The 20,749-nt window shown below is 57.4% G+C and carries 25 protein-coding genes; 12 read left to right on the top strand and 13 right to left on the bottom strand.

The window, feature by feature from the left end:
- Positions 1–100: 100 nt before the first annotated feature.
- Positions 101–1,021: a Kdo(2)-lipid IV(A) acyltransferase gene (locus tag G6041_RS07830; RefSeq protein WP_007849245.1), complete on the bottom strand. Its 921-nt coding sequence runs from the start codon at positions 1,019–1,021 to the stop codon at positions 101–103.
- A 225-nt stretch (positions 1,022–1,246) separates the two neighbouring features.
- Here G6041_RS07830 and trhO point away from each other — a divergent pair, with 225 nt between their 5' ends.
- Entirely contained in the window at positions 1,247–2,296 is a 1,050-nt protein-coding gene (gene trhO / locus G6041_RS07825; protein ID WP_012125102.1) for an oxygen-dependent tRNA uridine(34) hydroxylase TrhO, read from the top strand.
- A gap of 55 nt (positions 2,297–2,351) precedes the next feature.
- Here trhO and G6041_RS07820 read toward each other — a convergent pair whose 3' ends face one another.
- The 9 genes from G6041_RS07820 to mdtH form a co-directional block, all read right to left on the bottom strand.
- Complete coding sequence (locus G6041_RS07820; protein ID WP_007866757.1) at positions 2,352–2,927, bottom strand: YceI family protein; 576 nt, start codon at positions 2,925–2,927, stop codon at positions 2,352–2,354.
- A gap of 14 nt (positions 2,928–2,941) precedes the next feature.
- Positions 2,942–3,496, bottom strand: coding sequence for a cytochrome b (locus G6041_RS07815; RefSeq protein ID WP_004385236.1), 555 nt, complete (start codon positions 3,494–3,496; stop codon positions 2,942–2,944).
- 322 nt (positions 3,497–3,818) lie between these two features.
- Entirely contained in the window at positions 3,819–4,943 is a 1,125-nt protein-coding gene (gene solA / locus G6041_RS07810; RefSeq protein ID WP_012125099.1) for an N-methyl-L-tryptophan oxidase, read from the bottom strand.
- A gap of 117 nt (positions 4,944–5,060) precedes the next feature.
- The gene (gene bssS / locus G6041_RS07805; RefSeq protein ID WP_007707814.1) at positions 5,061–5,315 is read right to left on the bottom strand and encodes a biofilm formation regulator BssS; all 255 of its coding nucleotides are present in this window, start codon (positions 5,313–5,315) and stop codon (positions 5,061–5,063) included.
- A gap of 322 nt (positions 5,316–5,637) precedes the next feature.
- Entirely contained in the window at positions 5,638–5,883 is a 246-nt protein-coding gene (gene dinI / locus G6041_RS07800) for a DNA damage-inducible protein I (RefSeq protein WP_004385233.1), read from the bottom strand.
- Positions 5,884–5,969: 86 nt separating this feature from the next.
- Positions 5,970–7,016, bottom strand: coding sequence for a dihydroorotase (gene pyrC / locus G6041_RS07795; protein ID WP_012125098.1), 1,047 nt, complete (start codon positions 7,014–7,016; stop codon positions 5,970–5,972).
- Between the two features lie 128 nt (positions 7,017–7,144).
- On the bottom strand, positions 7,145–7,705 hold the full coding sequence (locus G6041_RS07790; RefSeq protein ID WP_004385231.1) for a lipoprotein: 561 nt from the start codon (positions 7,703–7,705) through the stop codon (positions 7,145–7,147).
- A gap of 118 nt (positions 7,706–7,823) precedes the next feature.
- On the bottom strand, positions 7,824–8,471 hold the full coding sequence (gene grxB, locus G6041_RS07785) for a glutaredoxin 2 (protein WP_007888955.1): 648 nt from the start codon (positions 8,469–8,471) through the stop codon (positions 7,824–7,826).
- 74 nt (positions 8,472–8,545) lie between these two features.
- Complete coding sequence (gene mdtH, locus G6041_RS07780; RefSeq protein WP_007866766.1) at positions 8,546–9,754, bottom strand: multidrug efflux MFS transporter MdtH; 1,209 nt, start codon at positions 9,752–9,754, stop codon at positions 8,546–8,548.
- Between the two features lie 266 nt (positions 9,755–10,020).
- Between mdtH and rimJ the strand changes: the two genes are divergently transcribed.
- From rimJ to murJ, 4 genes are all read left to right on the top strand, one after another.
- A complete protein-coding gene (gene rimJ, locus G6041_RS07775) occupies positions 10,021–10,605 on the top strand; it encodes a ribosomal protein S5-alanine N-acetyltransferase (RefSeq protein ID WP_004385224.1) in 585 nt (194 codons plus the stop codon).
- Positions 10,606–10,615: 10 nt separating this feature from the next.
- The gene (locus tag G6041_RS07770) at positions 10,616–11,269 is read left to right on the top strand and encodes a YceH family protein (protein ID WP_012125095.1); all 654 of its coding nucleotides are present in this window, start codon (positions 10,616–10,618) and stop codon (positions 11,267–11,269) included.
- A gap of 2 nt (positions 11,270–11,271) precedes the next feature.
- Positions 11,272–12,195, top strand: a complete 924-nt coding sequence (locus G6041_RS07765; protein WP_012125094.1) for a Gfo/Idh/MocA family protein — start codon at positions 11,272–11,274, stop codon at positions 12,193–12,195.
- Positions 12,196–12,310: 115 nt separating this feature from the next.
- Positions 12,311–13,846 carry a murein biosynthesis integral membrane protein MurJ gene (gene murJ, locus G6041_RS07760; protein ID WP_007866771.1) on the top strand — a complete coding sequence of 512 codons (1,536 nt, stop codon included), beginning with the start codon at positions 12,311–12,313 and terminating at the stop codon, positions 13,844–13,846.
- A 157-nt stretch (positions 13,847–14,003) separates the two neighbouring features.
- On the opposite strand, the gene flgN is transcribed toward murJ, so the two are convergent.
- The 3 genes from flgN to flgA form a co-directional block, all read right to left on the bottom strand.
- On the bottom strand, positions 14,004–14,429 hold the full coding sequence (flgN, locus tag G6041_RS07755; protein WP_004385219.1) for a flagella biosynthesis chaperone FlgN: 426 nt from the start codon (positions 14,427–14,429) through the stop codon (positions 14,004–14,006).
- Between the two features lie 3 nt (positions 14,430–14,432).
- Complete coding sequence (gene flgM / locus G6041_RS07750) at positions 14,433–14,726, bottom strand: flagellar biosynthesis anti-sigma factor FlgM (RefSeq protein ID WP_004385218.1); 294 nt, start codon at positions 14,724–14,726, stop codon at positions 14,433–14,435.
- Between the two features lie 96 nt (positions 14,727–14,822).
- Positions 14,823–15,482, bottom strand: coding sequence for a flagellar basal body P-ring formation chaperone FlgA (flgA, locus tag G6041_RS07745; RefSeq protein WP_012125091.1), 660 nt, complete (start codon positions 15,480–15,482; stop codon positions 14,823–14,825).
- 153 nt (positions 15,483–15,635) lie between these two features.
- Between flgA and flgB the strand changes: the two genes are divergently transcribed.
- The 7 genes from flgB to flgH are packed head-to-tail and all read left to right on the top strand — an operon-like array spanning position 15,636 to position 20,748.
- Complete coding sequence (gene flgB / locus G6041_RS07740; RefSeq protein WP_004385215.1) at positions 15,636–16,049, top strand: flagellar basal body rod protein FlgB; 414 nt, start codon at positions 15,636–15,638, stop codon at positions 16,047–16,049.
- 13 nt (positions 16,050–16,062) lie between these two features.
- The gene (flgC, locus tag G6041_RS07735; RefSeq protein ID WP_004385214.1) at positions 16,063–16,467 is read left to right on the top strand and encodes a flagellar basal body rod protein FlgC; all 405 of its coding nucleotides are present in this window, start codon (positions 16,063–16,065) and stop codon (positions 16,465–16,467) included.
- Positions 16,468–16,478: 11 nt separating this feature from the next.
- Entirely contained in the window at positions 16,479–17,159 is a 681-nt protein-coding gene (gene flgD, locus G6041_RS07730; protein ID WP_004385213.1) for a flagellar hook assembly protein FlgD, read from the top strand.
- Positions 17,160–17,185: 26 nt separating this feature from the next.
- Positions 17,186–18,415, top strand: coding sequence for a flagellar hook protein FlgE (flgE, locus tag G6041_RS07725; protein WP_007888947.1), 1,230 nt, complete (start codon positions 17,186–17,188; stop codon positions 18,413–18,415).
- 20 nt (positions 18,416–18,435) lie between these two features.
- Positions 18,436–19,194: a flagellar basal body rod protein FlgF gene (locus G6041_RS07720; RefSeq protein WP_004385211.1), complete on the top strand. Its 759-nt coding sequence runs from the start codon at positions 18,436–18,438 to the stop codon at positions 19,192–19,194.
- Positions 19,195–19,210: 16 nt separating this feature from the next.
- Entirely contained in the window at positions 19,211–19,993 is a 783-nt protein-coding gene (gene flgG, locus G6041_RS07715; protein ID WP_004385210.1) for a flagellar basal-body rod protein FlgG, read from the top strand.
- 56 nt (positions 19,994–20,049) lie between these two features.
- Positions 20,050–20,748: a flagellar basal body L-ring protein FlgH gene (gene flgH / locus G6041_RS07710; RefSeq protein WP_004385209.1), complete on the top strand. Its 699-nt coding sequence runs from the start codon at positions 20,050–20,052 to the stop codon at positions 20,746–20,748.
- Position 20,749: the final 1 nt, after the last annotated feature.

Here is a 20,749-nt window from a genome sequence, read left to right as displayed (position 1 = left end):
CAGGAAAGAATAGTCGAAGATTGTGGTTTGCAAGTATGAATGGAAAAAATTTGGAAGTGGCAAGGCCCGCACGCGCCTAAGGCGCGGCGGGCGAAAAGGATTAGTAGCGGGACGGCACGCCTTCCGGGCGCGTTTTAAAGCGGCGGTGCAGCCACATATATTGATCCGGCGCCATCAGAATGCACTTCTCAACGATGCTATTCATCCAGGCGGCGGTCTCTTCGGCGCTGCCAAGCGGCGGCGCGCACTCCGGCTCCAGCGCAATCAGCTCGTAGCCGCTGCCGTCCGCTTTACGGCGCGGCACGAACGGCACGATGCAGGCCTTCGACATTTTCGCGAGCATCCAGGTGCCGGACGTCGTGGCGGCCTGATCGACCGCGAAAAACGGCACAAACACGCTGTTGCGTGGGCCATAGTCGTGGTCCGGCGCATACCAGATGATCTCGCCGCCTTTCAGCGCCTTGATCATCCCTTTGAGATCCTTACGGTCGAGCATCGTTTTATTGGATCGCAGGCGACCCCAGGTTTGCAGCCAGTCGAGCAGCGGGTTGTCGTTCGGGCGATAAACCCCGATGCCCGGCGTATGCATCCCGAAAATGCGCGCGCCAAGCTCCAGCGTCAGAAAATGCACGCCGATAAGCAAAATCCCCTGTTTTTGCGCCAGCAGCGCTTTCACGGGTTCCACGCCGGACACCTCTGTCCAGCGCTCGACGCGCCAGTTGGGCCAGAACCAGGCCATGCCGGTTTCCATCAGCCCCATACCGACCGACTCGAAATTCTTCACCACCAGCGCCTCGCGCTCGGCGTCGCTCATATCAGGAAAGCAGAGCTCAAGGTTGCGGTGGGCAATGCGTGCGCGGCGCTTCATCAGCCGCTTCGCAATACGTCCCAGCCCGCGGCCGAGCCGCCAGATAACCGGGTAAGGCAGCAGCACGACAAGATACAGCAGGCCAATGCCAAGCCAGGTCAGCCAGTAACGGGGGTGCAGCAGTGCGCGAGAAAATTGCGGTAAATGCGTCATGAAAATTCCATTAATTGCAGGCGAAGCCCTTTCACGGCCCGTATTGTGACATTTTTTTGCGAACGACCAAAATTCTCTGCCTTTCGCGCCGCGACGCCTGACTGAAGATCACTCACAGGTAAGGTGTGGAAAATGTAGCGTAAAATGTAAGGATGTAAATTAACGGTAATTGCTATATGATGCCGGCCGTTATTTATTCCCCCACCGATAGCAGGAACGTACACCATGCCAGTGTTACACAACCGCATATCGAATGAGGAACTGAGGGCGCGCATGCTTGCCGAAACCGAGCCGCGTACCACAATCTCATTCTATAAGTATTTCACCATCGACGATCCGAAAGCCACGCGCGACGCGCTCTGGCAGGCGTTCACCGCGCTGAATGTCTTTGGCCGTATCTATCTTGCCCATGAAGGCATCAACGCGCAGATAAGCGTTCCTGAAAGCAACGTCGAGGCGTTTCGCGCCGCGCTGTATGGCTTTCATCCGGCGCTTGATGGCGTGCGCCTGAACATCGCCCTGGATGACGACGGGAAATCCTTCTGGGTGCTGCGCATGAAAGTGCGTGACCGCATCGTGGCGGATGGCATCGACGATCCGACCTTTGACGCGAGCGACGTGGGCGAATATCTCAAGGCGGCGGAAGTGAACGCCATGCTTGACGATCCGGACGCCGTGTTTATCGATATGCGTAACCACTACGAATATGAAGTGGGCCATTTTGAAAACGCGCTGGAGATCCCGGCGGATACGTTCCGTGCACAGCTGCCGAAAGCCGTCGAGATGATGCAGGAGTACAAAGACAAGAAAATTGTCATGTACTGCACCGGCGGCATCCGCTGTGAGAAGGCGAGCGCGTTCATGCGTCATAACGGTTTCCAGAAAGTCTGGCATATCGAAGGCGGCATCATTGAATACGCCCGCAAAGCGCGCGAACAGGGACTGCCGGTGCGTTTCGTCGGTAAAAACTTCGTGTTTGACGAACGTATGGGTGAGCGTATCTCTGACGACGTGATCGCGCACTGCCATCAGTGCGGCGCGCCGTGCGACAGCCACACCAACTGTAAAAACGACGGCTGCCACCTGCTGTTCATCCAGTGCCCGGCTTGTGCCGAGAAGTTTTCTGGCTGTTGCAGCGAGCTCTGTAAAGAAGAGATGTCGCTGCCGGAAGAGGAGCAGCGCCGCCGCCGCGCAGGGCGTGAGAACGGCAATAAAATCTTTAATAAATCCCGCGGGCGTCTTAACACCACGCTTGGTATTCCGGACCCGGAATAACCCGCAGGCATAAAAAAACCGGTCAGCTGACCGGTTTTTTTTCGCCAGAAGCGAATTACTTCTGCTTCACGCCTTCTACCGAAATAATCAGATCCACGTCCTGAGACGCCGGGCCGAGATCGGTCGTGATGTTGAAGTCTTTGAGTTTGATTTTGCCTTCCGCTTCAAAGCCCGCGCGCTCGCCGCCCCACGGATCTTTCCCCTGGCCCAGCAGTTTGGCTTCAAGAGTGACCGGTTTGGTTACGCCGTTCAGGGTCAGATCGCCGGTGATATCCAGCTCATCGCCATCTTTCTTCACGCTGGTGGAGGTGAAGGTCGCTTTCGGGAATTTCGCCACGTTCAGGAATTCCGCGCTGCGCAGGTGTTTATCGCGCTCGGCGTGATTGGTGTCGACGCTGTTGGTGTTAATGGTCACGCTGACTTTATCCGCCGCCGGGTTTTTCTCATCGAACGTGAACGAACCGTCGAAATCGCGGAACGTACCGTACAGCCAGCTATAACCCAGATGCTGGATACGGAAGTTAACGAAGGCGTGCTGGCCTTCTTTATCAATTTTATAGTCGGCAGCAACGGCTGAGCCGGTGGTAAACAGCAGGGCACCCAGAGTGACCCCCAGCAGGCTTTTCTTCATATTTCGCTCCATGGTTAATGTGACGCTTTCCCGAGCATCCGCTTCAGGGTGACGTCTTTGTCGACAAAATGGTGTTTCAGCGCGGCGGCGGCATGCGCGACGGAGAGCAGCACAACGCTCCAGGCGAGCCACAGGTGAATATCGCCAGCCAGATCGGCCTGCTCGCCTGCGCCGCTCACCAGGGCAGGGACTTCAAACAGCCCGAAGACGGAAATCGGTTTGCCTTCGGCGGTGGAAATCAGATAGCCGCTGATGAGGATCGTAAACAGGATCAGGTAGAGCATCACATGCACTGCAACAGCGCTGTAATGCGTGAGTCGCGAGTAACTGGTCAGCGGAGGCGGCGGCGGAGAGATAAAGCGCCAGACCACGCGTACCAGCAGGAAAATAAACAGGATGATGCCGATACTCTTGTGAATTTCCGGTGCCTGGTGATACCAGACATCGTAATAACCGAGCGATACCATCCACAGCCCGAGCGCAAACATGCCGTAAACCGTCAGCGCCATCAGCCAGTGAAGCAGTACCGAGAAATGTCCGTATCGAGTAGGTGAGTTACGCCACTGCATGGTTATGCATCCGTCAGTAAGAATGACTCAAACAGTGGCGTGTGGGGGAATGAAATGCAAACCAAAAAAACAAAACAAATTATTCAAATAATTTGAATTTGAAAATATATCGCTTAAAAAACGCTTATTCATTGCTGAAACCGCTATAGCGCAGGCGAATAAGGGGTTCCGGTTAGGTTATAAAGCAAGCACCGCAGGCGGCAGGATTGTTTAGCAGCAAAATAGTTTAGCGGTTTATCAGGTTTTGTCAGCGGGAAATCAATAATTTTGACATTGAAATGTCAGGGCGCGGGCCGGGAAATCGTCCCGGCCTGCTGCCTGCTCATGCAGAAGTGGCAAAACGTGAGAGCGAAAACGGCGTCAAATCGAAATCATAAGGTTTATCGGCTGCGAACTGCGCGGCGATTTCCCCAAGCACCGAGGCGAATTTAAAGCCGTGGCCGCTCAACCCCGTGACCAGTAGTACATTTGGGGTATCCGGCAGGGTGTCGATGATAAAATCTTCATCCGGCGTGTTGTCATAGGTGCATGACGCGCCATACAGACAGCCGCCGATGCCCGGCAGGAAATGGCGCAGGAACGGGAACGCTTCTGAACCGTCGGTCGCCACCGCGCCAAATGGTACACGTTCTTCCGGCTTCGAAATGACCTGTCCGCCATTATGCTTGCCGATTTTCAGCTCGTTATTTTCCGCCGGGAACCCGTAAAACTGGTCGCCGTTTGGCATTTCGCCGGTAAAGGCCGGAAAGCGGTTATTGGCGCTGTAGCGTCCGTCGGCCTGATACCAGGCGAAGATTTTACGCACTGGCGTCACGGGAAGCCCCGGCACCAGGCGCGATACCCACGTACCGGCGCTGATAAGCGCCTTGCGGGCGCGATAGACGCCATCGGCGGTCGTGACGGTAACGCCATCTTCCGTGGCCTCAAAACCGCTCACCGGGCAGTTAAAAAGCTGTGCGCAGCCCGCTTCTTCAGCGAGACGGATATAGGTGGCGATAGCTTTTTCGCTGCGCAGCACGCCGGAGTTGGGTTCAAACAGGCCGAGATAGTTTTCCGGCAGACGGATTTCCGGCCAGCGCGTCATCACCTCTTCACCGGTCAGTTTCTCCAGCGGCAGTTGCCAGCGCGCGGCGCTGTCGGCGACGTTCGCCAGAAATGCGGAATCAGTGGGGCCGAGATTAATCACGCCGGTCCGCTCGAAAATACGCTCGCCGCCAAGGTCGCCGAGCTCATCCCACAGCGCCTGCGCGCGCAGCACCAGCGGCACATAACGCTCGCCTTCGCCATACGCATGGCGGATAAGGCGCGTGTCGCCGTGGTGGCTGCCTTCCTGATGGGGCGGATGGGCGCTGTCTGTCATTAATACGTTGAGCCCGGCGCGGGTCGCGTAATAACCGGCCGCTGCGCCTGTTGATCCGCTACCGATGATAATCAGATCGTATTCCATGAAATTACTCCGTGAAAACCGTTGATTAGCAGAGTAATTAAGAGCAGGACAATTCTCAAGCGCGAAAAAATAAAGGCACCCCGGAGGGTGCCTTTGCGTTATAAGAAAAGCACGGTATCAGTGCTTGCGATAATCGCTTTCCTGGTACTCACCGGATTCAATTTTTGCAATGCCGGCTTCTAAGATGGAAATAAATTGTCTTGCTACATCGGTCGTTAGCCATAATGTCTGGCCCACTTCGGTTGCTTCGCGATCCACCTGCGGAGAGGATTGATAGTGCAACCGCAGCATCAGTGCGTCATAGCTGTCGACGGTGCTGATGTCCCATCCAACAAGGGGATGCGTCTGTATTACTTCATTTTTTTCCATCATAACCCCCTTTATACGTGTTTATAGACAACGACTCATGAGGTTCAATGCGTGTTTTCTTATCTCTGAAGCAAATAAAGTATATCAACCAATAAAGGAAAATGGGGCAGTAATAAATACCCTGACACACATTTTTTTCGAGATTTTGAATTAACTGAACAATAAAACGGCAGATTATTCGCAAATTTTTGTTAAGAGGACGGATCAATGAGATTTCAGCTGAAAAGAAAAAATTCGGACTATCGCAGAAAAAGGCGCTACAAATAAAAAAGCCGGGCGGCGAAGCCCGGAAAAACTGACACCATAGAGAAGACAGTAATGAGGGTTAATCCGTGGTAAACCAGTCGTCAGCGCTCTCCCAGGTTTCCTGGAGAATTTCGCTGATGCGATCTTTATCTTCTTTCGCGCCACCCAGAACCGACAGCTGATTAGCGGCGGCATAGCGCACGCTCACATGATTCGGCATTTCCGGAAAATGGCTTTCAATACGGCGGGATAGCTCGCAGGCCAGCGCATCGATAGCACCCGGCGGCAGCGGCGTGGTTTTGGCGATAGTCACTTCAATACGCATAACAACCCCCTGTTAATCATACTGTATATATATACAGTTTTGCCGGGCGGCATGCAACAGGGGGCTATGATTTTTTTAGCGCGTGCTTAGCGTTTTACCGTCCAGCGTACCGCTTCACCCGCCAGGAACGGCACCAGCGTGTCGTCGGCGATAGCGATAGTTTCCGGCATGACGCTCTCCTCGCGCACCAGCGTTACGGTGCCTTCATTCACCGGCAGGCCGTAAAAGCCCGGGCCGTTCAGCGAGGCGAACGCTTCAAAGTGCGCCAGCGCATTCATTTCTTCAAACACGGTGGCGTATGCGCCGAGCGCAGAAGGGGCGTTAAAACAGCCTGCGCAGCCGCAGCTCGTCTCTTTGCGATGGCGCGCGTGAGGCGCGGAGTCGGTACCGAGAAACACGCGTTCACAGCCGCTTGCGACCAGCTCGCGCAGCGCCTGCTGGTGCACATTACGCTTGAGGATCGGCAGGCAATAGAGATGCGGGCGAATGCCGCCTGCGAGCATGTGGTTGCGGTTAAACATCAGGTGCTGCGGCGTGATGGTCGCGCCGAGCAGTGAGTTCCCTTCGCGCACGTAGTCGGCGGCGTCTTTAGTGGTGATGTGTTCAAACACCACTTTCAGGCCCTGCAGGCGCTTTCTGAGCGGCTCCATCACCGTCTCGATAAACCGCGCTTCGCGATCGAAAATATCAACCTCGCTGTGCGTCACTTCGCCATGCACCAGCAGCGGCATGCCGAGTTTTTCCATGCGCTCAAGCACCGTCATAATGTTATCGACACTGGTGACGCCGTGGCTGGAGTTAGTCGTGGCGTTAGCCGGGTAGAGTTTGGCGGCGGTAAACACACCCTGCTGGAAACCACGCTCCAGCTCGTCTGCATCCAGCGTGTCGGTGAGGTAGCAGGTCATCAGCGGTTCAAACGCGTGATGTTCCGGCACCGCGTCAAGAATGCGCTGGCGGTAAGCGATAGCGGCTTCCACGGTCGTGACCGGCGGCGCCAGGTTTGGCATGACGATAGCGCGCCCGTAAGTTTCGCTGGTATAGGGCACCACGGTTTTCAGCATGTCGCCATCACGCAGATGAACATGCCAGTCGTCAGGGCGGCGGATAGTTAAAACCTGGGGTTGTGCAGTCATGGAAGGCTCCGGCTTGGGGAAACAGTCAGTAATGGCTGGTTTTATGCCGGGCACTAAGGATAAGCGTAAACGTTTTCCTTTGCATCCTTTTCCTGAAAAATCGGGGGCATTGCGCCCCCGGCGTGGCGTTAATCGGTCAACGGGATGACGATTTCGCCTGGTTTTACTTCAAGCCCTTTGGCGAATTTTTTCGCCAGCGCTTCGCCTTTGGTACGGTCTTCGCTCAGCACATAGGCCGGACGCTGTTCAAAGTAACTGCGCAGGGATTTATTCAGATACGGCATTAACGTTTCCAGGACCGGCGCCATTTTGTCCGGCGTGATGCTGCTGTCGACCACTTCCATTTCGCGCAGATAAATAGCGCCTTTCTCCTTATCGAACGTCGGCAGCGCTTTCAGTTTGAGCTTCACCAGCGCCTTCTGGTTGCCGAACAGCGACGTCATATCGAGGCTCGCATCGCCGTTAAGCGTGATTTTATTCGGCTCTTCGCGGCCAATGGCGCTGTTCAGATTCGTTAAGACAATATGCGCGTCGGCAAGGCCCGGCACGCCGATATCTTTGGCATAGTTATTACGCTTTTGCAGCGCCTGATTGATGTCCTGTTCGGTGACGGTGTATTGCGTGAGCTGGTTACATCCCACCAGCAAGCCGCTGACGATAAGCGCTGCGGCGACTAACATTTTTTTCATAAGCTTCCCTCGTTCTGGTGCTGTCGGGCGATCCTGACACAAAGCAGGATGCCCCGCCAGTGGAAGCGGCAAAAGCGGATTCGGCTTAAAACGCCGGTGGAGGCCACCGGCGCTGTCGTCAGATAGCCATTTTTGACAGCAGATTAATTTGCGTCTGCTTGGCCATGTTGTCGCGGTAGTCGGCGACGCGGGTAGGGTAGTTGACGCCCGCAACCAGCGTCAGGTTGCGCAGCAGCGGGAAGAGATGAATATCATCTTCAGAAAGCTCGCCGTTCACGGCGTTCGGCTGAACGATGTGTTTATCAAGCGCACGCAGGTCGTCGCTGATGTTTTTAATCAGCCCGGCGGAGTGAGACATGTGCTCTTCAAAGGACCCAATCGCCGCCTCTTTTTTCTCGGTAAAGTAACGGCGCGCCTCGGGGGTGGCGAACTCATCGAACGGCGCTTTGGCGAAGCGCGGGAGCAGCAGGCGGTTAACGTAGCCGTTAACGCGGCGCAGCCACTCTTCAATCGCCGGGTTGCGCTTGCCGGTGAGCAGCGGTTTGCCGTCGAGATTATCGACGTAGTGAACGATATCCATGCTTTCCGGCAGGTAGCGGCTGTCGTCTTTTTGCAGAATCGGGGCCATCTTCTGGCCAATCATGCGGGTGGGCGTGGCTTCGTCATCGTTAGACATCACGATAAGCTCCACCGGAAGGTTTTTCAGCCCGAAAATCATGCGCGCTTTCAGACAGAACGGACAGTGATCGTAAATATATAACTTCACGTTTCTCCTCCTGCTCAGGTGACTGATTTTTAAGTATGGAAGAGAAAACGCAGGGGAGCAAACGCTCCCCGGTCTTAACTTTCCTGCTCCAGAAGCCCCGGCGCGAGCCGTTTCTGGCTGAACTGCCACCAGAGCATCAGGAATGTCCCGACGCCTATCACACCCAGCATCGCCCACGGCAGCTCTGGCGTATGAAGCGCGCGGCCTGCGTCAAACAGCCAGCCGCCGCCCGCGTAGCCAAGCGCGCCGCCGAAAGCGAGGCCAAGACGGCTAAAGCCCATATAGCTGCCGCGGGCGCGGGCGTCCGCGAGCGACGCGCTCAGGGTTTCACGCGCCGGTTCGGCGATAATCGAGCCGATATAAAAGAGGCAAATTAAGGTAAAGAGTTGTTGCAGGTTGCTTGCAAGGCCAATCGGCACCAGGCTGAACGTCATCACCAGCAGCCCGGCCATCAGGCGCTGTTCAAGGCGAAAACGTTTTTCGCTCCAGCGCGCCAGCGGATAGAGCAGCGTCAGCGACAGCACGGCTTCAATGGCGTACATCCATTTCACCGCCGCCGGTTCGCCCGCGATATCGTTAACCATCACCGGCAGCATCAGCATCACCTGCACCGCCAGCATGTAATAGCCGGTCAGCGTCAGCACGTAGGTGACGAAGCGCCTGTCGCGCAGGACGCGGCCCATGCCTTCGCGCAGCGGCGTGCGCACCGTGGAGAGCTTCCAGTCCGGCAGCAGCCAGGCGTTAAAACCCGCGCAAAGCACAAACAGCAGCGCGCCGACGCCGCACACCAGCCGGAAATCGTATTGCAGCAACCAGCTGCCGATAAGCGCGCCCGTCACGGCACCGGCGCTGTCCTGCATCATCAGCAGGGAGAAAAAGCGGCCGCGCTCCTGAGGACGCACCAGCTTCACCACCAGCGCCGAGCGCGGCGGGTCGAAGAGCGTTCCGCCAAGCCCGGAGAGCACGCAGGAGAGCCACAGCACCCACGGTTCGTGAGCCACCGCCATCGTCGCAAAGCCTGCCGCGCGCAGCAGCATACCGGTGACGATCATTGGCCGCGCGCCCAGACGGTCAGCGATGGCACCGCCGAAAATCCCAAGCCCTTGCTGAACGAGCTGGCGCAGGCCGAGCGCGATACCCACCATAAGCGCGGCCCAGCCGAGGCTGTCGACAAAGCGGATGGAAATAAGCGGAAAGACGACGAAAAAGCCCAGAACCACGAGCATGTTGTCAATTAACAGGAAATATTTACCCAGGCTCCTTGCCTGCGACACGCTGGACATTTCCCCTCCCGGGAAAAAAGCGAAGAGACCGCACTATCTTACGGCCTCACGGGCGCGGTGGTGATGTTTTGCGCGACAATATTTTTTTATCGATCGCTATGATTGATTGATGAAATTCATCGTCAGGCCGCGTGACGCGTCAAAGAATGGCATGTTGCTGTTTTCACTGTTTTGTTCGGCGCGGTTATAGTAAAACGTAATGCCCGCGATGGCGCGCTGTCCGGGGCTGGAGTGAGGAATAATGCCGAGAAAGGAGCAGGGTATCGATGTTTGGCTACCGAAGTAACGTGCCGAAAGTAAGATTAACAACCGATCGCCTGGTGGTGCGCCTGGTGCACGATCGCGACGCATGGCGGCTGGCGGATTACTACGCCGAGAACCGCCAGTTTCTGAAACCCTGGGAGCCTGTCCGTGATGAAAGCCACTGCTACCCCTCGGGCTGGCAGGCGCGGCTTGGCATGATCAACGAACTCCACAAACAGGGCAGCGCCTTTTACTTTGCGCTGCTCGATCCGGACGAAACGGAAATCCGCGGCGTCGCTAACTTTTCCAATGTGGTGCGCGGCTCGTTCCACGCCTGTTATCTTGGCTATTCGTTGGGCGAAAAGTGGCAGGGGCAGGGGCTGATGTTTGAAGCGCTCACCAGCGCCATTCGCTACATGCAGCGCAGCCAGCATATGCACCGCATCATGGCTAACTATATGCCGCACAACCAGCGCAGCGGCGATCTGCTGGCACGCCTCGGGTTTGAAAAAGAAGGCTATGCCAAAGATTACTTACTGATAGACGGCGTCTGGCGCGATCACGTGCTGACCGCGCTCACCGCGCGCGAATGGACGCCGGGGCGCTGAGGAGAAAACCATGAAACATCAGTTTAGCGCGCTGGAAGCGCGCGTCATCGGCTGTATGCTGGAAAAACAGGTCACCACGCCTGAGCAATACCCGCTCTCGGTCAACGGCGTGGTGACGGCCTGCAATCAGAAAACCAACCGCGAGCCGGTGATGAACCTGAGCGAGGCGCAGGTGCAGGAGACGCTGGATCAGCTGGTGAAACGCCATTATCTGCGCACCGTCAGCGGTTTCGGCAATCGCGTGACCAAATATGAGCAGCGCTTTTGTAATTCTGAATTTGGCGATCTGAAATTCTCGCCTGCCGAAGTCGCGCTGGTCACAACCCTGCTGCTGCGCGGCGCGCAGACGCCGGGCGAGTTGCGCAGTCGCGCAGCGCGCATGCATGAATTCAGCGACACGGCGGCGCTTGAAAGCGCGCTTGAGACGCTCGCCACCCGTGAGGACGGGCCGTTTGTCACGCGTCTGCCGCGCGAGCCGGGCAAGCGTGAAAGCCGCTATATGCATCTTTTTTGCGGCGAGCCGGATACCGCAACGCTTGCCGCCAGTAACGAAACCGCAGGCGTGGATACCGACGCCTTAACCGCGCGCGTTGAGGCGCTGGAACTTGAGGTGGCGGAACTGCGCGAGCGCCTCGAATCATTGTTAGGTCACCTGGGAGAATAATCGTGGCGAAATTACGCGTTGGGGTTGTCGGGCTTGGCGGTATTGCGCAAAAAGCCTGGTTGCCGGTGCTGTCACAGGCGACGGACTGGACGCTCGTGGGGGCGTTCTCCCCGACGCGTGCGAAAGCGCTGCCGGTCTGCGAGGCGTACCGGATGCCGTATATCGATTCGCTACAGGCGCTGGCCGCGCAGTGCGACGCGGTTTTTGTCCACAGCGCCACCAGCAGTCATTACCAGGTGGTCAGCGAATTGCTGAACGCGGGCGTCCATATCTGCGTCGATAAACCGCTGGCGGAAAACCTCGCCGACGCCGAGCGTCTGGTGACGCAGGCCAAACAGCGCCATCTGACGCTGATGGTCGGCTTCAACCGCCGTTTCGCGCCGCTCTATCGCGATCTGAAAAACGCGATGGGCGCGGGGGCGTCGCTGCGCATGGATAAACACCGCGCCGACAGCGTTGGCCCGCATGACCTGCGCTTCACGCTGCTGGATGATTATCTGCATCTGGTAGATACCGCGCTGTGGCTCGGCGGCGGCGAGGCGACGCTTACGAGCGGCGCGTTGCAAACCACCGCGCAGGGCGAGATGTGGTACGCCGAACACCATTTCCGCCGCGGCGATCTGTCCATCACCACCAGTATGCACCGTCGCGCCGGTAGCCAGCGCGAGTGGGTGCAGGCGGTCACCGACGGCGCGCTGATTGACGTAACCGACATGCGCGAGTGGCGCGAAGAGCGCGGCGCAGGCGTGGTGCAACGCCCGGTGCCTGGCTGGCAGAGCACGCTGGAGCAGCGCGGTTTTGCGGGTTGCGCGCGGCACTTCATCGACTGCGTGCAGAATCAGACGGTTCCTGAAACCGCCGGCGAGCAGGCGCTTCTTGCCCAGCGCGTGGTGGAGCGGCTCTGGCGCGAGGCGATGCGCGAGTAACGGTGGGCGCATCTGCCAGTAGTATTTCCCTTTCAGTCGAGTAGACTAAGCGCTTCGCTGAAAAGCCCCCAGACGCCTGCCCTGCAGGCGTCGGTGTTTATGGGAAAGAACAACAATGAATTTACTGAAGTCGCTGGCTGCGGTCAGCTCGATGACGATGTTTTCCCGCGTGCTCGGGTTTGCGCGCGACGCCATTGTGGCGCGGGTGTTCGGGGCCGGGATGGCGACCGACGCCTTCTTCGTGGCGTTTAAACTGCCGAACCTGTTGCGTCGCATCTTCGCCGAAGGCGCGTTCTCGCAGGCGTTTGTGCCGATCCTCGCCGAATATAAAAGCAAGCAGGGCGAAGACGCTACGCGCGTGTTTGTGGCGTATGTCTCTGGCCTGCTGACGCTGGCGCTCTTTGTGGTGACGATAGCCGGTATGCTGGCCGCACCCTGGGTGATTCTGGTGACCGCGCCGGGTTTTGCTGATACGGCCGACAAATTCGCGCTCACCTCGTCGCTACTGCGTATTACCTTTCCTTATATTCTGCTGATTTCGCTGGCCTCGCTCGCGGGCGCAATCCTTAACACCTGGAACCGTTTTTCGGTGCCGGCGTTTGCGCCCACGTTTCTTAATATCAGCATGATCGGTTTTGCGCTTTTCGCCGCGCCGTATTTTAACCCGCCGGTGCTGGCGCTCGCGTGGGCGGTCACGGTCGGCGGCGTGTTGCAGCTCGTTTATCAACTGCCGCACCTGAAGAAAATCGGCATGCTGGTGCTGCCGCGCATTAACTTTAAAGATGCGGGCGCGATGCGCGTCATGAAACAGATGGGGCCGGCCATTCTCGGCGTGTCGGTGAGCCAGATCTCGCTCATTATCAACACGATTTTCGCCTCGTTTCTGGTCTCCGGCTCGGTCTCCTGGATGTATTACGCTGACCGCCTGATGGAGTTTCCGTCCGGCGTACTGGGCGTGGCGCTCGGGACTATCCTGCTGCCCTCGCTGTCGAGAAGCTTCGCGAGCGGCAACCACGACGAATATTCGCGCCTGATGGACTGGGGGCTGCGCCTGTGCTTTTTACTGGCGCTGCCAAGCGCGGTGGCGCTCGGCATTCTTGCTAAACCGCTGACCGTTTCGCTGTTCCAGTACGGCAAATTCTCCGGTCACGACGCGCTGATGACCCAACAGGCGCTGGTGGCGTACTCGGTCGGACTGATGGGGCTGATTGTGGTGAAAGTGCTGGCGCCGGGGTTCTATTCGCGCCAGGACATCAAAACGCCGGTGAAAATCGCCATCGTGACGCTCATCATGACCCAAGTGATGAACCTCGCGTTTATCGGGCCGCTGAAACATGCGGGGCTGGCGCTCTCGATTGGTCTTGCGGCCTGTCTTAACGCGAGCCTGCTCTACTGGCAGCTGCGTAAGCGTAAAATTTTCCAGCCGCAGCCGGGGTGGGGCGCCTTTTTGACGCGGCTGATTATCGCGGTGCTGGTGATGTCCGCGGCGCTTATCGGCGTGATGCATTTCATGCCGGACTGGGCGCAGGGTAGCATGCCGCTGCGTCTGCTGCGTCTTGCGGGCGTGGTAGTCGCAGGCGTTATCGCGTATTTCGCGACGCTCACCGTGCTTGGCTTCCGCGTGCGGGATTTCGCGCGTCGTACGGTGTAAACCGAACGGCGGTAAACGCTATTACAAAAACGCGCCAGTGGGTTTCCCCGGCGCGTTTTTTTATAGGCGATTTTCAGTGTGCTTTTATTCAGATGTGAAAAAACCTTCCGGCAGGATTTCCCTGCCGGAATGGCGTTTTTTACCCGTAACCTTGCGGTCAGATGGCGATTTTCTTCCCGCCGCGATGCATATTCGCGGCAGTCTGCCCGTTCGCGCCGTAAAGCGCTGGCTCTTGCATCGGCTTTAACACCGCCAGCGCCTGCTGGTTACGCGCCATTTGCCCTTCGAGCAACCAGCCGTTATGCATATTTAAATCGCGCAGGTGCAGGGTTTTCTGAGTGATCGTCTGCCAGCGTTGCGCCATGTCCGGCGGCGCGTCACGGTGCGTTTTCTGTTCGCTGCGGCGCTGCTGTTCAAGATAGTCCAGCGTGGCCAGCAGCGAGCTTTTCTCTTCAGTGATGCGCTGAAGCGCACTGCTGTTGAGACTGCCCGCGGATAACTGCTGCTGCTCCGCATCCATCACAGATTTCAGCGAATTCAGGACAGTTGTCATTTGGTCTAACACTTCTGACAGACGGCTCATAGGTTATTTATCCTGCAAGAAACTCTGAGCTTCCTGGATAAGCGCATCGGCGATTTTGCCGGTGTCCATTTTCAGCTCGCCATTACGAATGGCGGCCTTCAGCGCTTCCACACGCTCAACGTTGATATCATCAGCGCCTGGCTTCATCAGTTTTGCCTGGGCGCCGCTTAAGGTGACGCTGGCGCTGCCAGCCGCCGCGGTTTCCGTTGGACGGGCTTTCGGTGCCTGCGGTTCACTGTTTTCGCGCGGTTGCACCGTACTCACTGGTTTCAGGGGTGACGTGCGTTCAATGCTCATTGATTTTTTCCTCATAGAGGGGCTCGCGGCGTAGAGCCGATATTCATCGTTAGTTGATTAACTATATCGGCAGCCACGATGAATTCTTTATAAAGATTACAGGTTAATCAGAATAATCCCATCAGAACCCACGATGCCGCTAACCACCTGGCCTGAGGCCATTCTGACCCGGGCGTTTTGCGCCACCGCCGCATTGTTGAGGGCGCGGCCTTCGCCATTGATGCTAAAGCCTTCGCCGTTGGCGAGGATCTGGACTTGCTGACCCGCTTTTACGCGCCAGGACTGACGCACCATCGACAGCATCACCGGCTGGTTTGCCGCGAGGTCACGCAGAGTAACAGCTTCGCGCGCCTGGTCAAGATTGAGCATAGCGTTTGGCGGCAGGAGATCCAGACGGCCGCGTTCCAGGCGGACGTTAGACTCATCCAGCATGCCGCCGCGCGCGACAGGCTGACTGGCCACCACGTAGTTTCCGAAGGCCTGTACATTCACCTGCATGTACCGTTTCTGCTCGCCGCAACGAACCTGCACGCTGAGGTTTCCCCATAAACGCGCGTTGCCCGGCAGGCTGAACTCAGGATTGTCGCAGGTGAGTCTCTGCGGCTCCGGCGTTTTCACCGTCACCACTACCGCATCGCTAATTCCTGCCAGACGCTGCAGAAAAAACGGCGTCAGCTGCGCGTTGAGCGCATCGGCGAAAATGCCGGGGCTTAACAGCAGTAAACCCGCGGCGAGACAGAATTTCAGGCTCTTCATTGCACTTCTCCACTTTCGGAACAGGGAGGATTCTACTCTGCTCTGTTTTTGTTCAAGGCAACAAATAGCGACGCATTTTGCGTTTATTCCAACGATAACGCACGCGTGAGGAACAGTAAGCTGTGCACACTCACCAGACTAAGTGGAGGAATCATGCTCGATAAACTGGACGCCGCGCTGCGCTTCCAACAGGAAGCTATCAATTTACGCGCTCAGCGTCAGGAGATTCTGGCGGCCAATATCGCCAACGCCGATACCCCAGGTTATCAGGCGCGCGATATTGATTTCGCCAGCCAACTGAAAAAAGTGATGGATCAGGGCCGCGCGTCAGGCAGCACCATGACGCTCGCCATGACTTCATCGCGCCATATTCCGGCTCAGGCGTCGACCGGCGCTTCTCTTGATTTGCTGTACCGCGTGCCGGATCAGCCGTCTATGGATGGCAACACCGTCGATATGGACCGTGAGCGTACCCAGTTTGCTGACAATAGCCTGAAGTATCAGACCGATCTGCAGGTTCTTGGCGGCCAAATCAAAAGCATGATGTCCGTGCTGCAGCAACAGTAAGGGTTAAAAAGCGATGGCGCTTTTAAATATTTTCGACATTGCCGGTTCCGCGATGACCGCGCAATCCAAACGCATGAACGTGGCGGCAAGTAACCTTGCCAACGCCGACAGTGCGACCGGGCCGGATGGTCAGCCTTATCGCGCAAAGCAGGTGGTTTTCCAGGTTGACGCCGCACCAGGTGCTGCGACCGGCGGTGTAAAGGTGACGGATGTCGTGGAAAGCCAGGCGCCGGACAAACTGGTCTACGAGCCAGGCAACCCGCTGGCGGATGCCAAGGGGTATGTCCGTATGCCGAACGTTGACGTGGTCGGCGAGATGGTGAACTCCATGTCCGCCTCCCGCAGCTACCAGGCCAACGTTGAAGTGCTGAACACCGTGAAAAGCATGATGCTGAAAACGCTCACGCTCGGTCAATAAAGGAGAAAACAATGTCGGTTACGTCCAGCATTAACGAAAGTTACAGCACCAGCAGTACCAGCAGCGCAACCGCAGGCAGCAGTCTGACCGGGAGCAACGCCTCGGATCTGCAAAGCAGCTTCCTGACGCTTTTGGTGGCGCAGCTGAAAAACCAGGACCCCACCAACCCGATGCAGAACAACGAACTGACCACGCAGCTTGCGCAGATCAGCACCGTGAGTGGCATCGAGAAACTGAACACCACGCTCGGATCTATCTCCGGCCAGATCGATAACAGCCAGTCGCTTGCGGCGAGCGCGCTTATCGGTCACGGCGTGATGATCCCGGGCAGCACCATTCTGACCGGCAAAGAGACCACGACACCGTTTGGCGTCGAGTTGCAACAGGCCGCAGATAAAGTTACCGCCACTGTCACTGATAAGAGCGGGAAAGTCGTTCGTACCATCGAAATCGGCGCGCTGAGCGCTGGCGTTCATACCTTCTCATGGGATGGCACGATGAGCGACGGCACTAAGGCGCCGGATGGCTCCTACAACGTCTCCATTGCCGCAAGCAACGGAGGCACCCAGCTGGTCGCACAGCCGCTTAACTTCGCGCTGGTGAACGGCATTACGCGAAGCAACGGCGCGAGCCTGCTGGATCTCGGCACCTACGGGACCACCACACTCGACCAGGTACGGCAAATTATTTAAGCCTTCAATCTTATCAGGAGTAAGAAATGGCCTTTTCACAAGCGGTCAGCGGTCTGAATGCTGCCAGCACCAACCTCGACGTTATCGGCAACAACATTGCCAACTCCGCCACTTATGGTTTTAAGTCTGGCTCCGTCTCTTTCGCCGACATGTTTGCCGGTTCGAAAGCGGGCCTCGGCGTTAAAGTTGCGGGTATCACCCAGGACTTCGGCGACGGCGTGACCACCAACACCGGCCGTAAGCTCGACGTGGCTATCAGCCAGAACGGTTTTTTCCGTCTGCTCGACAGCAACGGCGGCGTGTTCTACAGCCGTAACGGCCAGTTCAAACTGGACGAAAAAAGCAACTTGGTGAACATGCAGGGTATGCAGGTGACCGGCTACCCGGCAACCGGCACCCCGCCGACCATTCAGCAGGGCGCAGACCCGATTCCGCTGACCATCCCGACCGCGCAGATGCCGGCAAGCCAGACCACCAGCGCGAACTTCGTGATGAACCTGAACTCCTCTGACGATGTTCCGGCGCAGTCTCCGTTCGATCCGGCTAACTCCAGCACCTTTAACAAAAGCGTGCCGCTGACCGTTTACGATAGCCTCGGTAACGAACACAACCTGAAGCTGTACTACGTGAAAACCGCGGATAACCAGTGGGATGTCTATAACAACGACACCAGCGTAAGCGGCTCAACACCGACCAAACTGACCAGCCTGACTTTCAGCGACAGCGGCGCTCTGACCAGCATCACTAACGCGGCGCCGGCGGGCTCCCAGCAGGTGCCGATTTCTGTGGCGTCCCTGAACGGCTCTGCGGCATTCACCTTCAGCATGAACCTGACCGGCACCACTCAGCAGAACTCCGGCGCTAACGTCCTCCTGACCTCCAACCAGAACGGCTACAAGCCGGGCGACCTGGTGGGTTATCAGGTAAACGAAGACGGCAGCCTGGTGGGTAACTACTCCAACGAGAAGAGCCAGCTTTTGGGTCAGATCGTGCTGGCGAACTTCGCCAACCCGGAAGGTCTCTCTTCCCAGGGCGATAACGTCTGGTCTGCAAGCACCGCCTCTGGCGTGGCGCTGCTGGGCTCTGCCGGTACCGGCAACTTCGGCAAGCTGACCAGCGGCGCGCTCGAAGCGTCCAACGTCGACCTGAGTAAAGAACTGGTCAACATGATCGTCGCGCAGCGTAACTACCAGTCGAACGCGCAGACCATCAAGACTCAGGACCAGATCCTCAATACCCTGGTTAACCTGCGCTAATTGTCTGAAGGGATGGCTTAATGGATCACGCAATTTATACCGCCATGGGCGCCGCCAGTCAGACGCTAAACCAGCAGTCTGTCACGGCGAGCAACCTGGCCAACGCATCAACGCCTGGCTTTCGTGCTCAGCTCAACGCGCTGCGCGCCGTGCCGGTAGAAGGGCTGTCATTGCCAACCCGCACGCTGGTCACGGCGTCCACCCCTGGCGTGAATATGAGCCAGGGGTCGCTCGACTACACCTCCCGTCCGCTGGACGTTGCCATTCAGGGCAGCGACGGCTGGCTGGCGGTGCAGGCACCCGATGGCACCGAAGCGTATACCCGCAACGGTAACATCCAGCGCACGGCGACCGGCCAGCTCACCATTCAGGGAAATCCTGTGATGGGTGAGGGCGGTCCGGTCGTGGTGCCGGAAGGCGCGGAAGTCACGATCGCCGCCGACGGTACGATTTCCGTACTGAACCCGGGCGACGCCCCGAACACTATCGCGCCGGTGGGCCGTCTGAAGATGGTTAAAGCCAGCGCGAAGGAAGTGGTTCGCGGCGACGACGGACTGTTTCGTTTAAACCAGCAGGCGCAGACCGCCCGCGGCGCGACGTTGCAGGCCGACCCGACTGTCACTCTGATGTCCGGGGTGCTGGAAGGCAGTAACGTGAAACCCGTGGAAGCCATGACCGACATGATAGCCAACGCCCGTCGCTTCGAGATGCAGATGAAAATCATCACCAGCGTCGATGAAAACGAGCAGCGCGCTAACCAGTTATTGTCGATAAGTTAATCAACAGGACGACACTATGATCAGTTCCTTATGGATTGCCAAAACCGGCCTCGACGCCCAGCAAACCAATATGGACGTTATCGCCAACAACCTGGCGAACGTCAGCACCAACGGTTTCAAACGTCAGCGCGCGGTGTTTGAAGATCTGCTTTACCAGACCATCCGCCAGCCGGGCGCGCAGTCTTCTGAACAGACGACGCTGCCTTCCGGCCTGCAGATTGGTACCGGCGTGCGCCCTGTCGCCACCGAGCGTCTGCACACGCAGGGCAACCTGTCTCAAACCAACAACAGCAAAGATGTCGCGATTAAAGGCCAGGGCTTCTTCCAGGTTCTGCTGCCGGACGGCACCTCCGCGTATACCCGCGACGGTTCTTTCCAGGTGGATCAGAACGGCCAGCTCGTAACCGCGGGCGGTTTCCAGGTTCAGCCGGCTATCACCATTCCTGCGAACGCGCTGAGCATCACCGTCGGTCGCGACGGCGTAGTGAGCGTGACCCAGCAGGGAACGGCGGCGCCGGTACAGGTCGGCCAGATCAACCTGACCACCTTTATGAACGACAGCGGTCTGGAAAGCATTGGTGAAAACCTCTACACCGAAACCCAGTCCTCCGGCACGCCGAACGAAAGCACGCCGGGCCTGAACGGTGCAGGGCTGCTGTATCAGGGTTATGTCGAAACCTCTAACGTCAACGTGGCGGAAGAGCTGGTCAACATGATCCAGGTGCAGCGCGCTTACGAGATCAACAGTAAAGCGGTTTCCACCACTGACCAGATGCTGCAAAAACTGACGCAACTCTAAAGCCTGTTTCGGTGTGGCGTAATGCCACACCGAACGCCACTACGAAGATGAAAGCAATGCAAAAGACCGGTGCGCAACTCTGCCCTATCGCGATAGCTCTCGCATTAACCCTGTCGGGCTGTGCGTGGGTGCCTTCTACTCCGCTGGTTCAGGGCGCGACGACCGCGCAGCCCGCACCTGCCCCCGCGCCGGTGGTTAACGGTTCCATTTTCCAGTCCGTACAGCAGATTAACTACGGTTATCAACCGCTGTTCGAAGATCGTCGTCCGCGTAACGTCGGCGATACGCTCACCATTGAGCTGCAAGAAAACGTCAGCGCGAGCAAGAGCTCGTCGGCGAACGCCAGCCGCGACGGCAAGACCAGTTTTGGTCTCGACACTGTTCCTCGCTATCTGCAGGGCCTCTTTGGCAATGCGCGCGCCGATGTCAGCGCATCCGGCGGCAATACCTTTAATGGCAAAGGCGGCGCTAACGCCAGCAACACCTTCAGCGGCACGCTGACCGTGACCGTCGATCAGGTTCTCGCCAACGGCAACCTGCACGTGGTCGGTGAAAAACAGATTGCCATTAACCAGGGCACAGAATTTATCCGCTTCTCGGGCGTGGTTAACCCTCGCACTATTAGCGGCAGCAATACGGTACCGTCCACGCAGGTGGCGGATGCCCGCATTGAATATGTCGGCAACGGCTACATCAACGAAGCGCAGAACATGGGATGGCTACAGCGTTTCTTCCTTAATTTATCGCCGATGTAAC

The sequence above is a fragment of the Cronobacter sp. HA18003 genome (genome assembly GCF_011605905.1).
Classification (GTDB): Bacteria; Pseudomonadota; Gammaproteobacteria; order Enterobacterales; family Enterobacteriaceae; genus Cronobacter; species Cronobacter sakazakii.
Note: the sequence above shows the minus strand (reverse complement) of the source record. Positions and strands in the feature narration are given on the sequence as shown.